We start from the raw sequence: 16218 nt of genomic DNA, 5'->3' as shown, positions 1-16218 counted from the left end.
GAATTTGTCAAGTAACAAATTTCAAAACAGTCCTTATATGTGACAGGCGGGAGACGTTTTACATCTCCCCCTGTGCTAAAATTCTGTGTCGTTTGCGCTATTACATCATTCGTTAACCAGCAGTGGTTCTTCTTGAAGTTCTTCAAGGAACTTGTCATCGCGCTCGGGCTGATCCGGTACGATGATGCCGGTTTTTGCATATGCACGGAAACCTGTTCCTGCCGGAATAAGTCGTCCGACAATAACATTTTCTTTAAGTCCTCTGAGGTAGTCCTTTTTACCGCTAAGTGAAGATTCTGTAAGAACCTTAGTGGTTTCCTGGAAGGAAGCCGCGGAAATAAAGGATTCAGTGGACAATGAAGCCTGAGTGATACCAAGAACGAGAGTCTGTGCAACTGCAGGTTTAAGTCCCTTGGCACTGGCTTCAGCATTTGTTTCCGCGAAGCGTTGCTTGTCCACCTGTTCGCCAACAAGGAAGTGAGTCTCACCGGGATCAACGATGGAAACCTTCTTGAGCATCTGACGGACAATTACTTCTATATGCTTGTCGTTGATACCAACGCCCTGGAAACGGTAAACATCCTGAATTTCTTCCACGAGGAAACGGGCAAGGTATTTTTCACCCTTAACTCTTAGGATATCGTGAAGTTCAGGCAGACCTTCTGTCAACAGATCACCGCACTCAACGAAGTCTCCTTCCTGAGCGGTAATGTGACGACCTTTCGGTATAAGGTACTCTTTAGTGTCACCGAATTCCGGGGTAACAATGATTTTGCGCTTGCCTTTGGATTCGGGTCCATAGGAGACCACACCGTCGATCTCCGTTATGATTCCAAGTTCCTTCGGTTTGCGCACTTCAAACAGCTCAGCAACTCGGGGAAGACCACCAACAATGTCCTTGGTCTTCGAAGTTTCGCGGAGCTTACGTGCGATAACGTCACCGGCATTAACGCTGTTACCGTCTCTAACCATCAGAATAGCTCCGACAGGAAGGGGATAAATCGCTTTGAGTGCCGTACCAGGCCGCATCAAAGGTTCACCGTCTTCACCGCAAATGGAGATAGAAGGTTTAAAGTTGGTACTGCGATATTCAGTAATAGTGAACGTAGTCTGGTTTGTAGCTTCGTCAACACGTTCCTGATAGGTCTTGCCTTCGACTAAGTCGGTAAACTTGACCGTACCGGTTACGTCAGTGATGAAGGGCTCTGCGAGGGGATCCCATTCTGCAATGGTAGTTCCCTTTGTTACAGCCTGCCCGTCATCGAGGTACAGTTTTGCGCCGGAGGGAAGAACATATTTTTCACGTTCTCTACCCTGCTCGTCCACAATTCCGACCTGGCAACTCTTACCCAATACCATCAGGTGACCGTCGGAGTTGCGCACAGTGCGCATACGGCTCAGCACAATTGTTCCAGTGTGCTGTGCCTCTAAGGATGACTGCTCGATTTCGCGGCTTGCAGTACCACCAATATGGAAGGTACGCATGGTCAGCTGGGTTCCGGGTTCACCGATGGACTGTGCAGCAATAATACCGACAGTCTCCCCAACGTTGACCAGATGACCGCGAGCGAGATCACGTCCATAACAGCAGGCACAAACACCATGTTTACTACGGCAGCTCAATGGTGAGCGGATAGTCATGGAGTTTATACCATTCTGATCGATGAGTTCAGCATATTTTTCATCGATAAGTGTATTTTCAGGTACGATTACCTCGCCAGTGTCTTCTTTGACAATGGCATGCATGGTAACACGACCGAGAACTCTGTCAGCGAGTTTTTCCTTGATTTCGCCACCCTTGATGTAGTGGGTAATTTCAAGACCGTCTACGGTTCCGCAATCATACTCACTGACGGTTACATCCTGAACAACGTCAACAAGACGACGTGTAAGATAACCGGAGTTTGCAGTTTTAAGCGCGGTATCCGCAAGACCTTTACGAGCACCGTGAGTAGAAATGAAGTACTGAAGAACCGACAGACCTTCACGGAAAGATGAAGTAATCGGAGTTTCAATAATTTCACCTGAAGGCTTGGCCATCAGACCACGCATACCCGCGAGCTGACGCATCTGGTCCTGGTTACCTCTTGATCCTGAATGAGCCATCATGAAGATAGAGTTAAAACTGGTGTTAATCTCTTTCTTACCGGTCTTAGGATCAACAAGAATATCCTGTGAAATTTCTTTGGTCATTTCAGATGAGATATCATTGGTGACTTTGGTCCAGACGTCGACAACCTTATTGTACTTTTCAGTACGGGTAATAATACCTTCACGGTACTGTGCTTCAATATCTTCAACCTCATTTTGAGCATCCTCAAGAAGCTGTGCTTTCTTGCTTGGAATATTGAGGTCTTTAACACCGATGGTAACACCGGCGCGAGTGGAATATTCATAACCAAGGTCTTTAAGCTTGTCACAAAGAATAACTGAAGCTTTAGTTCCTGCAGTACGGTAGGCTGTAGCAACCAGCTTGGCGATATTCTTTTTGGTCATAACCTTGTTGACATGCTCGAAACCGAGTTCCGGAGGAAGAAGTTCGCCAACGATAACACGCCCGCAGGTAGTATCAACGAGTTCTCCGCCGATACGAACTTTAATACGAGCATGAAGGTGGACAACACCTGCATCGTTTGCTGCGATAACTTCCCAGGGAGCGGTAAAGACCATTCCTTCACCCTGAACAAAAGAACGCTCAACAGTCAGGTAGTACAAACCGAGAACAATATCCTGACTCGGGTTGATAATTGGCTGACCGTTCGCAGGTGAAAGGATGTTGTTGGTACTCATCATCAGAACACGGCATTCTATCTGAGCTTCCACTGAAAGCGGAACATGAACTGCCATCTGGTCACCATCGAAGTCAGCGTTGTAGGCCGAGCAGACGAGGGGGTGCAGCTGAAGAGCCTTACCTTCGATCAGAATAGGTTCAAAGGACTGAATACCGAGCCTGTGCAGTGTAGGAGCACGGTTGAGCATGATAGGATACTCGCGAACAACATTATCGAGAATATCCCATACGACTAAATCTTCACGCTCGACCATTTTTTTAGCGCTTTTGATTGTTGTGGCAATCTCACGACGCTCAAGCTCTGCATAGATAAATGGTTTGAAAAGCTCCAGAGCCATTTTCTTGGGCAGACCGCACTGATGAAGTTTCAGTTTCGGTCCACAGGTAATAACGGAACGACCAGAATAGTCGACACGTTTACCAAGAAGGTTCTGACGGAAACGTCCCTGCTTACCCTTGATCATATCAGAGAGTGATTTCAGGGGACGACCGTTAGTTCCGGTGATAGCTCTGCCGCGACGACCGTTGTCGAAAAGTGCGTCAACAGATTCCTGGAGCATTCTTTTTTCGTTCCTGATAATAATATCAGGAGCACCCAGCTCCATAAGTCTTTTAAGTCTGTTGTTTCTGTTGATAACCCTACGGTAGAGATCGTTAAGATCGGAAGTTGCGAAACGACCGCCATCAAGAGGGACCAAAGGACGCAATTCAGGCGGGATAACCGGAATAACTTCCATAATCATCCATTCGCATTTATTGCCTGAATCGATAAAAGCTTCAACAATTTTAAGACGTTTGGTAAGCTTTTTCTTTTTGGTCTGTGAACGGGTTGAAATAGATTCCTCACGCAGCTCATGCCTGAGGGTTTCCATATCAATTGCTTCAAGCAATGTACGGATAGTTTCAGCACCCATTCCAACTTTTATGGCATCTTCGCCGTAATGATCTACAACCTGAAAATACTGATCCTCGGAAATAATCTGGTGCATCTTGAGAGGTGTTTCACCAGGATCGAGAACAATATATGAATCAAAATAAAGAACCTTTTCAAGATCGGACATTGTTATATCAAGCAGAGTACCGATCTTGGAAGGTAATGTTTTAAGAAACCAGATGTGTGCAACAGGAGCAGCAAGCTCAATATGGCCCATGCGTTCACGGCGGACTTTTGAAGCAATAACTTCAACTCCGCACTTCTCACAAACAATGCCACGATGCTTCATGCGTTTATACTTACCGCAGTTGCACTCATAGTCTTTAACAGGACCGAAAATTTTGGCGCAGAAAAGACCGTCCCTTTCAGGTTTGAAGGTCCTGTAGTTGATGGTCTCGGGCTTTTTCACCTCACCGAAAGACCATTCCCTGATCGTTTCGGGCGCTGCGATTGAAATCTGAAGTCCTTTCAGACCCTGGTCAGGAGTGGCTCCGCCAGGCGCTCCGCGCATAGTGAACAGTTCATCCAGACTCATGTATGTACCTCACACTTGATAAGGTTATAAGATCGCGGGGCATTGCGCCCCGCGTTCATTACTTATTGGATGCTTCATCCTTCTCGTCTGTATCACGGAGAAGACGTACATCAAGACCGAGAGACATAAGCTCTTTAACGAGAACGTTAAAGGACTCAGGCAGTCCTGCTTCGAGGAAGTTATCCCCTTTGACAATCTTTTCATACATCTTGACACGTCCGGTGACGTCATCAGATTTGACTGTCAGGAATTCCTGCAACAGATAAGCGGCACCGTAAGCTTCAAGTGCCCAGACTTCCATTTCTCCAAGACGCTGACCACCGAACTGAGCTTTACCTCCAAGAGGCTGCTGAGTGACCAGTGAGTAAGGACCGGTTGAACGGGCATGTATTTTCTCATCAACAAGGTGATGAAGTTTGAGATAATACATAATCCCTACAGTAACCCTGTTTGCAAAAGGATCACCGGTTCTTCCGTCATAGAGCTGAACTTTACCATCATCAGGCAGTCCTGCTCTTTCAAGAAGTCCCCATATCTCTTCTTCAGAAGCACCATCGAAAACAGGTGTCTTGGTAATGATTCCATCGCGGGAACTGCGGATGGCATCTACAAGTTCATCATCATCAAGGCTGTCGATCAGCTCGGTGATATCATCACAATCGAAAATGCGCTTGATATCATCTCTGAGCACCTGAGTTGCCGCACCTTCATCAAGCATACGGGCAAATCTGTGACCAATTTCAAAAGCAGCCCATCCGAGATGAACTTCCATAATCTGGCCGATGTTCATACGAGAAGGAACACCAAGCGGATTCAGAACGATATCCATGGGAGTTCCGTCTGCGAAGAACGGCATATCCTGTTCAGGCAGAATGTTGGAAACAACACCCTTGTTACCGTGACGACCGGCCATTTTATCACCTACGGAAAGTTTACGCTTAACAGCTATGTAAACTTTAACCATTTTGATGACACCCGGAGGCAGATCATCGCCTTCGGTAACCTTCTCACGTTTTACATCGTATATGCTTTTGATAACCTTGATCTGCTTGTCATATTCGGCAAGCAGCATTTTCACGGCTTCATTAGTATCTTTGTCGGTAAAAAGTCCGCCAAGTTTCTTAAGCGGTACATCAGCAAGCATTTCTTCAGTCAGAGTATGTCCTGCTTCTGCAATGACTTCACCCTTTCTGCGACCCATAAGAGTCTGTGAAATCTGCTTGTTGGCGGCGACAGCAGCAACCTTTACTCTGACCTTTTTGGTCAGTGCGCTGATATGCTTGCCTTCTTTCATATCAAGTTTGGCAAGTTCATAATCTTCAATTGCTTTAGTTCTGTCGTCCTTTTCACCAGAACGGCGGTTAAAGACTTTTACGTCAACGATAGTACCTTCGATTCCCGGTGGAACCTTGAGGGAAGTATTTTTAACGTCACGAGCCTTATCGCCGAATATAGCTCTGAGGAGTTTTTCCTCAGGAGTCAGCTGAGTTTCACCCTTAGGAGTGATTTTGCCGACCAGTATATCGTCAGCTGAAATCTTGGCACCGAGGCGGATGATACCGCATTCGTCAAGATTGCTGAGCATATCCTCGCTGACATTAGGTATGTCGCGGGTTATTTCTTCGGGTCCGAGTTTGGTGTCTCTAGCCACCAATTCGAATTCTTCAATATGAATTGAAGTATAGATATCTTCTTTAACAACTCTTTCTGAAATCAGAATGGAGTCCTCAAAGTTATATCCGCACCATGGCATGAAAGCTACGAGCAGGTTTTTACCAAGCGCAAGCTCACCATCCTTGATACCGGGACCATCTGCCAGAACATCACCCTTTTTAACTCTGGTGCCTGCACCAAGAGTCGGGCGCTGTCCGTAACAGGAGTTCTGGTTGGACTTATGCCATTTCTGAAGCTGATAATGTCTTACGCCACCGGTCTGAGGATAAATATCTCCATCGTAAGTTACAATGAGACGTTCGGCATCAACAAAATCAATAACACCATCGGCTTCAGCAAGGAGACAACTACCTGAATCCTGAGCAACGTTTGCTTCCATACCAGTACCAACCAGAGCCTGGGTGGTTTTGAGCAATGGAACAGCCTGACGTTGCATGTTTGATCCCATAAGTGCGCGGTTAGCGTCATCGTGTTCGAGGAACGGAATCAAAGCAGCGGAGACAGATACAGTCTGACTCGGACTGATATCCATGAGTGTAACTTCTTCAGCAGGCCACATGGAAACATCACCATTAAGGCGGGATGTTACAAGCGGATTGCTGAATTTATTTCCAGCATCAACAGGAGCGTTTGCCTGAGCAACAACATGTCCTGCTTCCTTGGTTGCATCGAAATACTGAATTTCATCAGTCAGAGTAGATTCTTTAATAACTCTGTAAGGTGTTTCGATAAAACCGAAGTCGTTTACTTTAGCATAGGTTGTCAGCGAAACAATCAGACCGATGTTCGGTCCTTCAGGTGTTTCAATAGGACAAATTCTACCATAGTGGGAAACATGAACGTCACGGACTTCAAATCCTGCACGTTCACGAGTAAGACCACCGGGTCCAAGTGCTGACAGTCTGCGTTTATGAGTTACTTCGGAAAGCGGGTTGGTCTGGTCCATAAACTGGGAAAGCTGAGAAGTTCCGAAGAACTCTTTAAGCACAGCTGCTACCGGTTTAGGATTGATCAGATCATGCGGCATGAGAGTCGCAACTTCCTGAAGGCTCATTCTTTCCTTGATTGCACGTTCCATGCGGACAAGACCGATACGGTACTGGTTTTCCACCAGTTCACCAACCGGACGAACACGCCTGTTTCCAAGGTGGTCAATATCATCAGCAGGACCATGTGAATCCTTGAGTCTGCTCAGAAGAAGAACAGCCTGAAGAATATCTTCATTGGTCAGTGTGCGCAGTTCAAGGGGAGTTTCAACGCCAAGTCTGGCATTGAGTTTATAGCGTCCGACACTTGAAAGGTCGTAGTAATCAGAGCTCCTGAAAAGATTCTCGAAAAAGTTTGCAGCAATTTCGGGAGTCGGAGGAGAGCTGGGACGCAATCTGCGATATATTTCAATCTGAGCGGATTCAACATCAGTGCTCTTATCAAGCACAAGTGTATCACGTATAGCTGAAGAAACTTCACTACCCTGAGTATGGAGAATCTTAAGATCCTTTATTCCAAGCTCAAGAATACGCTCAAGTATATTTTCGGTAATTTCATCAGAAGCTTCAGCGAGAACTTCACCTGTATCAGGATCAGTAATGTCACATGAAGCAAACTGGCCTACGAGACTTTTAGGATCTACATCTATATATTCGACACCGCCGCGAACAAGTTTGCGCCAACCGAATTTGGTTATGGGCTTATCGCGTTTGATGACAACAGTTCCGTCATCAAGTGTCAGATCAACGTATGCGGTTTCCTTGCGAAAATGGTTTTCAACCACTTTACGGCGCACTATATGGCGGTCGATCTGATATTCTTCGATATCGTAGAAGTAATCAAGAATGTCCTGCTTGCTAAGGCCCATAGCCTTAAGCAATACAGTTGCAGGCATTTTACGGCGTCTATCAATACGCACATAAAGGATATCCTTGTGGTCGTAGTCGAAATCGAGCCACGAACCGCGCATAGGAATAATCCTGCAGCTATACAGAACTTTTTTACTTGAGTGTGTCTTACCGGAATCATGTTCAAAAATGATACCCGGAGAACGCTGTAACTGGTTAACTATGACACGTTCGGTACCATTGACAATAAAAGTGCCCTGCTCACTCATAAGAGGAACTGTACCGAAATAAATGTCCTGTTCTTTGATGTCTCGAACAGTTCTGCTTTCAGACTCTTCATCAACATCAAAGACTACGAGACGAACCTTGATGCGTATCGGGGCTTCATAGGTGAGACCCTTGGAGATGCACTCCTCGATATCATATTTAGGTTCGCCGATCTCGTAGCTGACATACTCAAGACTTGCGGTCTTATTAAAATCTTCGATGGGAAAGACCGAGCGGAATACACCTTCAAGTCCTACATCAGCCCTGCTAGCAGGAGCTACGTCTTGCTGAAGAAATTTAAGGTAGGAGTCTACCTGCAGTTCAAGCAGGTGGGGAATCGGAAGAGTAACACTGATCTTTCCAAAAGTTTTTCTGAGCTGACCCATCGTATCCTCATCAAGTGAGAAGGTTAGGGTTGGGAAGAAGCAGTTTGACGTCAAACTGACTTTACAGTCTACACGTCAAAATGGACAAGATAAACAGGAATCGGCAGAAATTATGCCGTAATATGAAATTTTTCTTGCCTGCTTAGCATAAGCGCTGTGCTCATGGGGCCTTGAGTCGATCTAGACTTAATAATTTATTTGATTATTTTGTCAATATAAGAACAGCGAGAAGAGCGCAGCCCCTTATTCAGGGGCTTGCGCTCCTCCTACTAAGCATTTATCAGTGCGATATTACTTAAGTTCTGCTTCTGCACCGGCTTCCTGAAGCTGTTTCAATGCTTCTTCTGCTTCTTCTTTAGCAACTGCTTCTTTGATAGCTGCGGGAGCTTCATCAACTTTAGCTTTTGCTTCTTTAAGTCCCAGACCGGTGATTGCGCGTACTGCTTTAATAACAGCAATCTTGTTGCCGCCAGCACCCTTCAAGATAACATCGAATTCAGTCTTTTCTTCAGCTGCTGCTCCGCCGTCTGCTGCGGGAGCTGCTGCTACTGCTGCAACAGGAGCTGCAGCGGAAACGCCGAATTTTTCTTCAAGTTCTTTGATGAACTCAGAGAGTTCGAGAACAGTCATATTAGAAATGAATTCTACTACTTGATCTTTAGTGATATCTGCCATGAGATTTTTCCTCCAGGGAATACTTTGATTGCCTAAACTGGCTTAAGCTGCTTCTTTCTGGTCCTTAACAGCTGTAAGGACATTAAGAAGACCACGAGGTACGTTAGCGAGCAAGCTAACAAAATTGGTGGGCACAGCATTCATTGTGCCAAGAGCCTTGCCGAGGAGTTCTTCCTTACTCGGAAGTTTCGAGAGGGCTGTAACTCCTTCAGTGTCAAGATATTTACCCTCAAGGCTAGCGAAACGTACAGAGAACTTATCGTTGCTCTTTGCGAATTCGCTGACTGTTTTTGCTGCGGCTACAGGATCGTCGTAGCCAAGTGCAACAGCACAGGTTTCCTTGAATTTATCGGCCAGTTCACTGTGATCAGTGCTATCAAAAGCCAACCGGGCCAGGGTGTTCTTGACTACTTGGTAATCGACACCGTTTTTACGAAGGTTGTCACGAAGAATTGTAATGTCTTCTACAGTAACACCTTTGAAATCGGTAACGATGGCAATGCTCGCCCTACCAGCCTTTTCTTTAAGCTGCTCAATAATCTGGGCTTTTTCTTGCCTGTTCACCTTAACACTCCTAATGATTTGACCCGGAAAGCAAGTCAAAGTATTTGTCTCGACAGGAAATTAAGAGGACAATCCTCACCTGTTTTCTTCAACTCTACTTCCCGTGTATTTATACATCAAAACCGCCGTTAGGCGGCATATGATGATTTAGGACTCTACAAATTTCCTTGCTGCAACAGGATCAACTCTAAAACCGGGGCCCATAGTGGTAGCTACAGCAACACTCTGCATGTAAGTACCTTTTGCACCGGAAGGTTTCAATCTGTTTACAGTATCAAGAAGGGATCTAAAGTTTTCAATGAGCTTTTCAGCACCAAAGGAAACTTTACCAATGGGTGCATGAAGAACACCGGCTTTATCAACCCTGAATTCTACACGACCTGCTTTGAGTTCGTTTACAGCACCGGCTACATCCATGGTGACTGTACCAGTCTTAGCGTTCGGCATAAGTCCACGGGGTCCGAGGATTTTACCGATCTGACCGATTTTAGCCATCATATCAGGAGTAGCAACTGCTTTATCGAAATCAAGCCATCCTTCTTTTACCTTTTCTACGAGGTCTTCTCCACCTACAAAGTCAGCACCGGCTTCCTTTGCTTCAGCTTCTTTATCACCTCTGCAGAAGCAGGCAACCCGAACTTCTTTACCAAGTCCGTTGGGCAGGGTTACTGCACCACGAACCATCTGGTCAGAATATTTGGGGTCTACACCAAGGTTGATTGCAACATCTACGGTTTCATCAAACTTGGCATAAGCTTTATCTACAGCAAGCTTGATTGCATCTTCAACCGGAAGGTTGAAACGATCAATTCCGTCGCTTGCATTTCTGAATTTTTTTCCGTGTTTAGGCATAACTGTTCACCTCACCTAGTCTATGACGTCTAAGCCCATGCTACGAGCTGTACCCATGATACTTTTCATAGCTGCTTCAACATCTGCGGCAGTAAGGTCAGGTGCTTTGATCTTGGCAATTTCCTCGACCTGAGCTTTAGTAACCTTGCCCACCTTGTTTTTGTTGGGCTCACCTGAACCTTTTTCCAGCTTTGCGGCCTTAAGGAGCAGAGTTGAAGCTGGGGGAGTCTTGGTGATGAAGGTGAAGGATCTGTCCTGAAAAACAGTGATGATTACAGGAATGATCATGCCCTTCTGATCCTGTGTCTTGGCATTAAATGCCTTACAGAATTCCATTATATTCACGCCGTGCTGACCCAAAGCCGGGCCTACCGGCGGTGAAGGGTTAGCTGATCCGGCTGGTATTTGAAGCTTAATCTTGCCTATTTCTTTCTTGGCCATCGCTTTATGTCCTATATATGAATTCAGTGAAGAGATTCACTGTCGGAGTGAGTCTGAAGCAGTGCGGTAGTGGCTTCTTTACCCTTTGTTAACCTGAACAAAGTCCAGTTCAACAGGAGTCTGGCGGCCAAAAATAGAGACGGAGACCCGAAGCTTGCCCTTGTCATAATTGACATCTTCGACAACACCGTTAAAACCAGCAAAAGGACCATCAATAACGCGGACATCATCGCCACGATCGAAATTGAATTTGGGCCTCGGCTGCTCCTGACGATTTTCCATCATGCTCAGGATATTTGCAGCCTCGCTGTCACGCATCGGAGTCGGACGGTTTTTACCGCCGATAAAACCGGTTACGCGCGGGATTGACTGGACTAGGTGCCAAGATTCATCTTCCATGACCATTTTGATCATGACATAACCCGGATAAAATTTCCGGGTGGATGTTCTTTTTTCACCTTTAACCAGTTCTACGACCTTCTCGGTAGGGACGACAACTTCTTCGATCAGTCCATTGTCCTGACCAGTTCTCATCATTTCTCTTACGGTCTGCTCTACCCGCTGTTCAAAACCTGAATAGGTATGAACAATATACCAGCGGGCTTTTTTTCCCTGAGGTGTTTCAGTGTCTGTGTTCATGAAGCTCTTATGGTTGGTTTGCCTAATTTATGAAAGGATAGTCTCAACAAGTTTGCTGAGTCCTAAATCTACAACACCCAGAAAAAGCGACATGACAACAACAAGGACCAAGACGGCGGAGCAGGTCTGAATTGTCTCTTTGCGAGTAGGCCATACGACCTTTTTAATCTCGCCTTTAGACTCTTCGAGGAATTCGACGAATTCTCCGAACTTGCCGCCGATTCCATGAGTCTCAGCCTTTACCTGCTGAGTTCCCGCACCTTTACCTTTTTTCTTGGCCATAATTTTTCCCAGAATGAAGTGGCAGGGCAGGAGGGATTCGAACCCCCAGCATCCGGTTTTGGAGACCGGCGCTCTAGCCGTTAGAGCTACTGCCCTGCGTTTTATAGAAACCTACTTGCTCTCTTTATGGAGAGTGTGCTTCTTATCGAAAGGACAATATTTCATCAATTCGATACGACCAGTAGTATTCTTCTTGTTCTTCATCGTCGAGTAGTTACGACGCTTGCACTCGGTGCACTGCATTTGGACTTTGACACGCATGTCTTACTCCAGAACTTCGGTAACAACTCCAGCGCCTACGGTGCGGCCGCCTTCACGAATAGCGAAGCGAAGACCGGGTTCCATAGCGATGGGGTGAATCATTTCTACAGTGAAGGTTGCGTTATCACCGGGCATTACCATTTCTACGCCTTCATCAAGGGTAACAATACCGGTGATGTCGGTTGTGCGGAAATAGAACTGAGGACGGTAGCCAGAGAAGAAAGGAGTGTGACGTCCACCTTCATCTTTGCTGAGAACGTAAACTTCTGCCTTAAACTTGGTGTGAGGAGTGATAGTGCCGGGAGCAGCCAGAACCTGTCCGCGCTCAACTTCTTCACGCTTTGTACCGCGAAGGAGGATACCAACATTATCACCAGCCTGACCCTGGTCGAGAAGTTTGCGGAACATTTCAACACCGGTACAAGTAGTCTTGGCGGTGGGGCGAATTCCAACGATCTCAACTTCGTCACCAACTTTGATGATTCCGCGTTCTACACGACCGGTAACAACTGTACCACGGCCGGAGATGGAGAAAACATCTTCGATAGGCATGAGGTAGGGACGGTCGATGTCACGCTGAGGTTCAGGAATGTAAGAGTCACAAGCGTCGAGCAGCTCAAAAATGGGCTTTGCTTCGTCGCTCTTAGGATCATCACTTTCCAGAGCTTTCAGTGCAGAACCTTTGATGATGGGTACATCATCACCGGGGAAATCGTACTTGGAGAGAAGTTCACGAACTTCCATCTCTACGAGTTCCAGGAGTTCTTCGTCATCAACCATGTCGCACTTGTTAAGAAATACAACTATACTTGGTACACCAACCTGACGAGCGAGCAGGATGTGCTCACGAGTCTGAGGCATGGGACCATCAGTAGCAGCAACAACGAGAATTGCGCCGTCCATCTGAGCTGCACCAGTAATCATGTTCTTGATGTAGTCAGCGTGGCCGGGGCAGTCAACGTGTGCGTAATGGCGAGAATCAGTTTCGTATTCTACGTGTGCAGTAGCAATTGTGATACCACGTTCTTTTTCTTCGGGAGCCTTATCGATTTCATCGAAGGCAACATAATCACCCTTACCAGCGAGACCTGCCATCTTGGTGATAGCAGCGGTGAGAGTGGTTTTACCGTGGTCAATGTGACCTACAGTACCGATATTAACGTGCGGCTTACTGCGCTCGAATTTAGCCTTACCCATGGTAAATCCCCCTAAATTTTCTTTCAGCCGAAGCTAATTTTAAAGCGTTTAAATGAGTTAAGTGGATCAATAATGTATGGAGCCCACGACCGGACTTGAACCGGTGACCTCTTCCTTACCAAGGAAGTGCTCTACCGACTGAGCTACGTGGGCTTATACTAACGCGCAGGCTGGACTGGGGTAAGTCATAATGGAGCGGGAAACGGGACTCGAACCCGCAACCCTCAGCTTGGAAGGCTGATGCTCTAGCCAATTGAGCTATTCCCGCTCTTACGTCCGTAGTACAGCAACAGGTTCCCCTGTCTCCTACAGCGCGATTATCAATTAATGGTGGTGGGGGGAGGATTCGAACCTCCGAAGTCATCGACGACAGATTTACAGTCTGTTCCCTTTGGCCACTCGGGAACCCCACCACATATTAAATTGTCAAATTTGGAGCTGGCGATGGGACTTGAACCCGCAACCTGCTGATTACAAATCAGCTGCTCTACCAATTGAGCTACGCCAGCTCGGGAGCGAATCTTTTACAAGTCCTTTTTTCAAAAAGCAAGCTTTTTTTTAAGCTTTTCAAACTTTTTTCTCATTTCGACTTGGGCCGATCCGGGAAAACCTTGCTTGATTTGCGCAAGCAACGGAGCGGCTTTTAAGCGTGATTCGCTTCTCTTGTCAACAACCTTTTTCATTTTTTTTAAACTTTTTTTTATTTCACAACACTGCTAATGACTGCGATACCTTACAGGCTTTGACTTCCCGCCATTTCACACGTATTTGAAACTCCTTCAGTCCAACTTGCAAGATAACCCTTATAACACCAATTTAAAAAATAATGAACACTCTTCCAATAAATTCTAAAGCTCCATGGCTGGCTCCGCTGGCCGGATATTCAGATCTCCCCTTCCGCATGCTCTGCCGCAATAAAGGTTGCGCAGTGGCCTGCACCGAGATGGTCAGCATAAAAGGCCTTAAATACGGAGGCCGCAATACTTTTGAACTGCTTGATACACACGAAAAGGATACTCCGCTTGTGGTTCAAGTCTTCGGCGGTGAGCCTGAAGACTTCACAGAAGCAATGCCCTCACTTGTTGAACGCGGCTTTAAATGGTTTGATCTGAACTGCGGCTGCTCAGTTAAAAAAGTTCTTAAAACAGGTGGCGGATCAGGTTTAATGCTTGACCCGGATAGACTTGTCGCTATTGCCAAAAACATGATAACTGTTGCTGGTGAGGGTCGGGTCGGCATAAAAATCAGACTGGGATTCAACTATGGTGAAGATAACTACATTGAAGTTTCCAAAAGGCTTCAGGATATAGGAGCCGGATGGATAACTTTACATCCCAGATACGGAAAACAGCTTTTTACCGGTGATGCGGACTGGTCCAAACTGGCTTTACTTAAAAAGGCCATTGATATTCCAGTCATCGGCAGCGGCGATTTATTCACGGCTCAGGACGGAGTCGATTGTATTAATCAGACAGGTATCGACAATATCATGTTTGCAAGGGGTGCTTTGTATGATCCTGCAATTTTTGCAAAGTACCTTGAACTTCTTGAAAGTGGCAGTTCGTCACCGTCCTCTGCTGATGAGCTTGGCAGTCTTATGCGTGAACACATTGAAATGACTAAACAATTTTACGGAACAAAACGATCTTTCCGTAAAGTCAGATCAATCCTCCCCCGCTATGCAAAGGGGCTTGACGGCATAAGAAGCATACGCGCCAGACTTACGCAATGTGAAGACTGGGATGAACTATTCGCAGCGGCTGATGAAGTTTGTAATCTTATCATTGATTCACCTGAAAGTTCAGGGTAATAGTATTATAAATATATAGTGCCTCATTAACTGAATTAAACAGTATTAAAAATACACCTTTAAACCGCCTTTAAAAGGCTGCGCCCGGAGAATGTGATGTCAGTGCATACCGATATTTTACTCGAAGCCGGAACAAATGAACTTGAAATAGTGGAATTCTGGCTGGAAGAAGAGTCTCGTGAAGACCCCGGCACTGTTTATAAAGGCTTTTACGGTGTAAATGTTGCCAAGGTTCTTGAAATAATCAGAATGCCCAAGAAAGTTACCAAACTTCCCGAAGTATCTGATCCCTCAATACTCGGAACTTTCAATCTCCGTAACAAAGTTGTGCCTCTTGTGGACTTGAGCATGTGGCTGGGCAAGCCTAAAGTTGAACATGATGCCCCAAAAGTAATTGTCACGGAATTCAACAATGTCTCTTCCGCTTTCATGGTTTCCGGGGTCACCCGCATCCATAGAATCAGCTGGGAATCTGTTGAAGCTCCCTCGACTTATGTTTCCCATCTGTCCGAGGATTCAATAACCGGTGTTGTTAAATTTGAAGACAGGATTGTACTCATACTTGATCTTGAAAAAATAGTCGCGGAACTCAACCCGCAACTCGGGCTGCGCTTTGATGATACACTCGACTGGGAAACCACTGCCGGTTACAAAGCGCTTATTGCCGATGATTCGACCCTGATCAGAGAGATGCTTCAGGAGCTTATGACCAGAGCGAAATTTCAGGTTGAGACAGCAAACACCGGTCTGGAATGCTGGAACAAATTGCTTGAAATCAAACGTGCTGTAGAAGAGACTAAAAAGCCTCTCAGTGATTATATAAACGTGGTTATTTCTGACATTGAAATGCCCATGATGGATGGTCATAACCTGACCAAACGAATTAAAAACGATCCTGTTTTAAAAGATCTTCCGGTAATCCTTTTCTCCTCTATCATCACTGACAAGCTCAGACATAAGGGAGATTCAGTCGGAGCTGACGACCAGATATCTAAACCTGAAGTCACCCAGCTCGCTAAAAGAGCGATCAAACTTATTGAAACCTTCTCCGCACAGAAAGAGCAGCAGGAATAAA

At 46.0% G+C, this 16218-nt stretch carries 13 protein-coding genes and 5 tRNA genes; 2 read left to right on the top strand and 16 right to left on the bottom strand.

Features of this window, described 5'->3' with window-relative positions; genetic code table 11:
* Positions 1-105 precede the first annotated feature (105 nt).
* The 16 genes from rpoC to G496_RS21120 form a co-directional block, all read right to left on the bottom strand.
* Positions 106-4236: a DNA-directed RNA polymerase subunit beta' gene (gene rpoC / locus G496_RS0110070; protein ID WP_425411672.1), complete on the bottom strand. Its 4131-nt coding sequence runs from the start codon at positions 4234-4236 to the stop codon at positions 106-108.
* Positions 4237-4318: 82 nt separating this feature from the next.
* Positions 4319-8422, bottom strand: a complete 4104-nt coding sequence (rpoB, locus tag G496_RS0110065) for a DNA-directed RNA polymerase subunit beta (protein WP_027179177.1) — start codon at positions 8420-8422, stop codon at positions 4319-4321.
* A 291-nt stretch (positions 8423-8713) separates the two neighbouring features.
* Entirely contained in the window at positions 8714-9097 is a 384-nt protein-coding gene (rplL, locus tag G496_RS0110060; RefSeq protein ID WP_027179176.1) for a 50S ribosomal protein L7/L12, read from the bottom strand.
* Between the two features lie 42 nt (positions 9098-9139).
* Positions 9140-9661 carry a 50S ribosomal protein L10 gene (gene rplJ / locus G496_RS0110055; protein ID WP_027179175.1) on the bottom strand — a complete coding sequence of 174 codons (522 nt, stop codon included), beginning with the start codon at positions 9659-9661 and terminating at the stop codon, positions 9140-9142.
* A 147-nt stretch (positions 9662-9808) separates the two neighbouring features.
* Positions 9809-10513 (bottom strand): 50S ribosomal protein L1, encoded by a 705-nt coding sequence (gene rplA, locus G496_RS0110050; protein WP_027179174.1) that lies wholly within the window; start codon positions 10511-10513, stop codon positions 9809-9811.
* 15 nt (positions 10514-10528) lie between these two features.
* Entirely contained in the window at positions 10529-10954 is a 426-nt protein-coding gene (gene rplK, locus G496_RS0110045; RefSeq protein ID WP_027179173.1) for a 50S ribosomal protein L11, read from the bottom strand.
* A 78-nt stretch (positions 10955-11032) separates the two neighbouring features.
* Complete coding sequence (gene nusG / locus G496_RS0110040; protein WP_027179172.1) at positions 11033-11593, bottom strand: transcription termination/antitermination protein NusG; 561 nt, start codon at positions 11591-11593, stop codon at positions 11033-11035.
* Between the two features lie 27 nt (positions 11594-11620).
* Positions 11621-11875, bottom strand: coding sequence for a preprotein translocase subunit SecE (gene secE, locus G496_RS0110035; protein ID WP_027179171.1), 255 nt, complete (start codon positions 11873-11875; stop codon positions 11621-11623).
* Positions 11876-11894: 19 nt separating this feature from the next.
* Positions 11895-11971, bottom strand: a tRNA-Trp gene (locus G496_RS0110030).
* Between the two features lie 15 nt (positions 11972-11986).
* The gene (gene rpmG, locus G496_RS0110025) at positions 11987-12136 is read right to left on the bottom strand and encodes a 50S ribosomal protein L33 (protein WP_027179170.1); all 150 of its coding nucleotides are present in this window, start codon (positions 12134-12136) and stop codon (positions 11987-11989) included.
* A 3-nt stretch (positions 12137-12139) separates the two neighbouring features.
* Entirely contained in the window at positions 12140-13333 is a 1194-nt protein-coding gene (tuf, locus tag G496_RS0110020) for an elongation factor Tu (RefSeq protein ID WP_027179169.1), read from the bottom strand.
* 77 nt (positions 13334-13410) lie between these two features.
* Positions 13411-13486: transfer RNA gene (locus G496_RS0110015), tRNA-Thr, on the bottom strand.
* 38 nt (positions 13487-13524) lie between these two features.
* Positions 13525-13601 (bottom strand) — tRNA-Gly (locus tag G496_RS0110010).
* Positions 13602-13661: 60 nt separating this feature from the next.
* Positions 13662-13746 (bottom strand) — tRNA-Tyr (locus G496_RS0110005).
* 20 nt (positions 13747-13766) lie between these two features.
* Positions 13767-13842 (bottom strand) — tRNA-Thr (locus G496_RS0110000).
* Positions 13843-13872: 30 nt separating this feature from the next.
* Complete coding sequence (locus G496_RS21120) at positions 13873-14016, bottom strand: hypothetical protein (RefSeq protein ID WP_156900631.1); 144 nt, start codon at positions 14014-14016, stop codon at positions 13873-13875.
* Between the two features lie 143 nt (positions 14017-14159).
* On the opposite strand from G496_RS21120, the gene G496_RS0109990 reads away from it, so the two are divergent.
* Together G496_RS0109990 and G496_RS0109985 are read left to right on the top strand one after the other, a co-directional pair.
* Entirely contained in the window at positions 14160-15143 is a 984-nt protein-coding gene (locus tag G496_RS0109990; protein WP_027179168.1) for a tRNA dihydrouridine synthase, read from the top strand.
* Between the two features lie 96 nt (positions 15144-15239).
* Positions 15240-16217, top strand: a complete 978-nt coding sequence (locus G496_RS0109985) for a chemotaxis protein (RefSeq protein WP_027179167.1) — start codon at positions 15240-15242, stop codon at positions 16215-16217.
* Position 16218: the final 1 nt, after the last annotated feature.

Origin of the sequence: Maridesulfovibrio bastinii DSM 16055, assembly GCF_000429985.1 — a bacterium.
GTDB classification, from domain to species: Bacteria; Desulfobacterota; Desulfovibrionia; order Desulfovibrionales; family Desulfovibrionaceae; genus Maridesulfovibrio; species Maridesulfovibrio bastinii.
The sequence above is the reverse complement of the archived record's forward strand: the minus strand, read 5'-3'. Positions and strand labels throughout refer to the sequence as shown.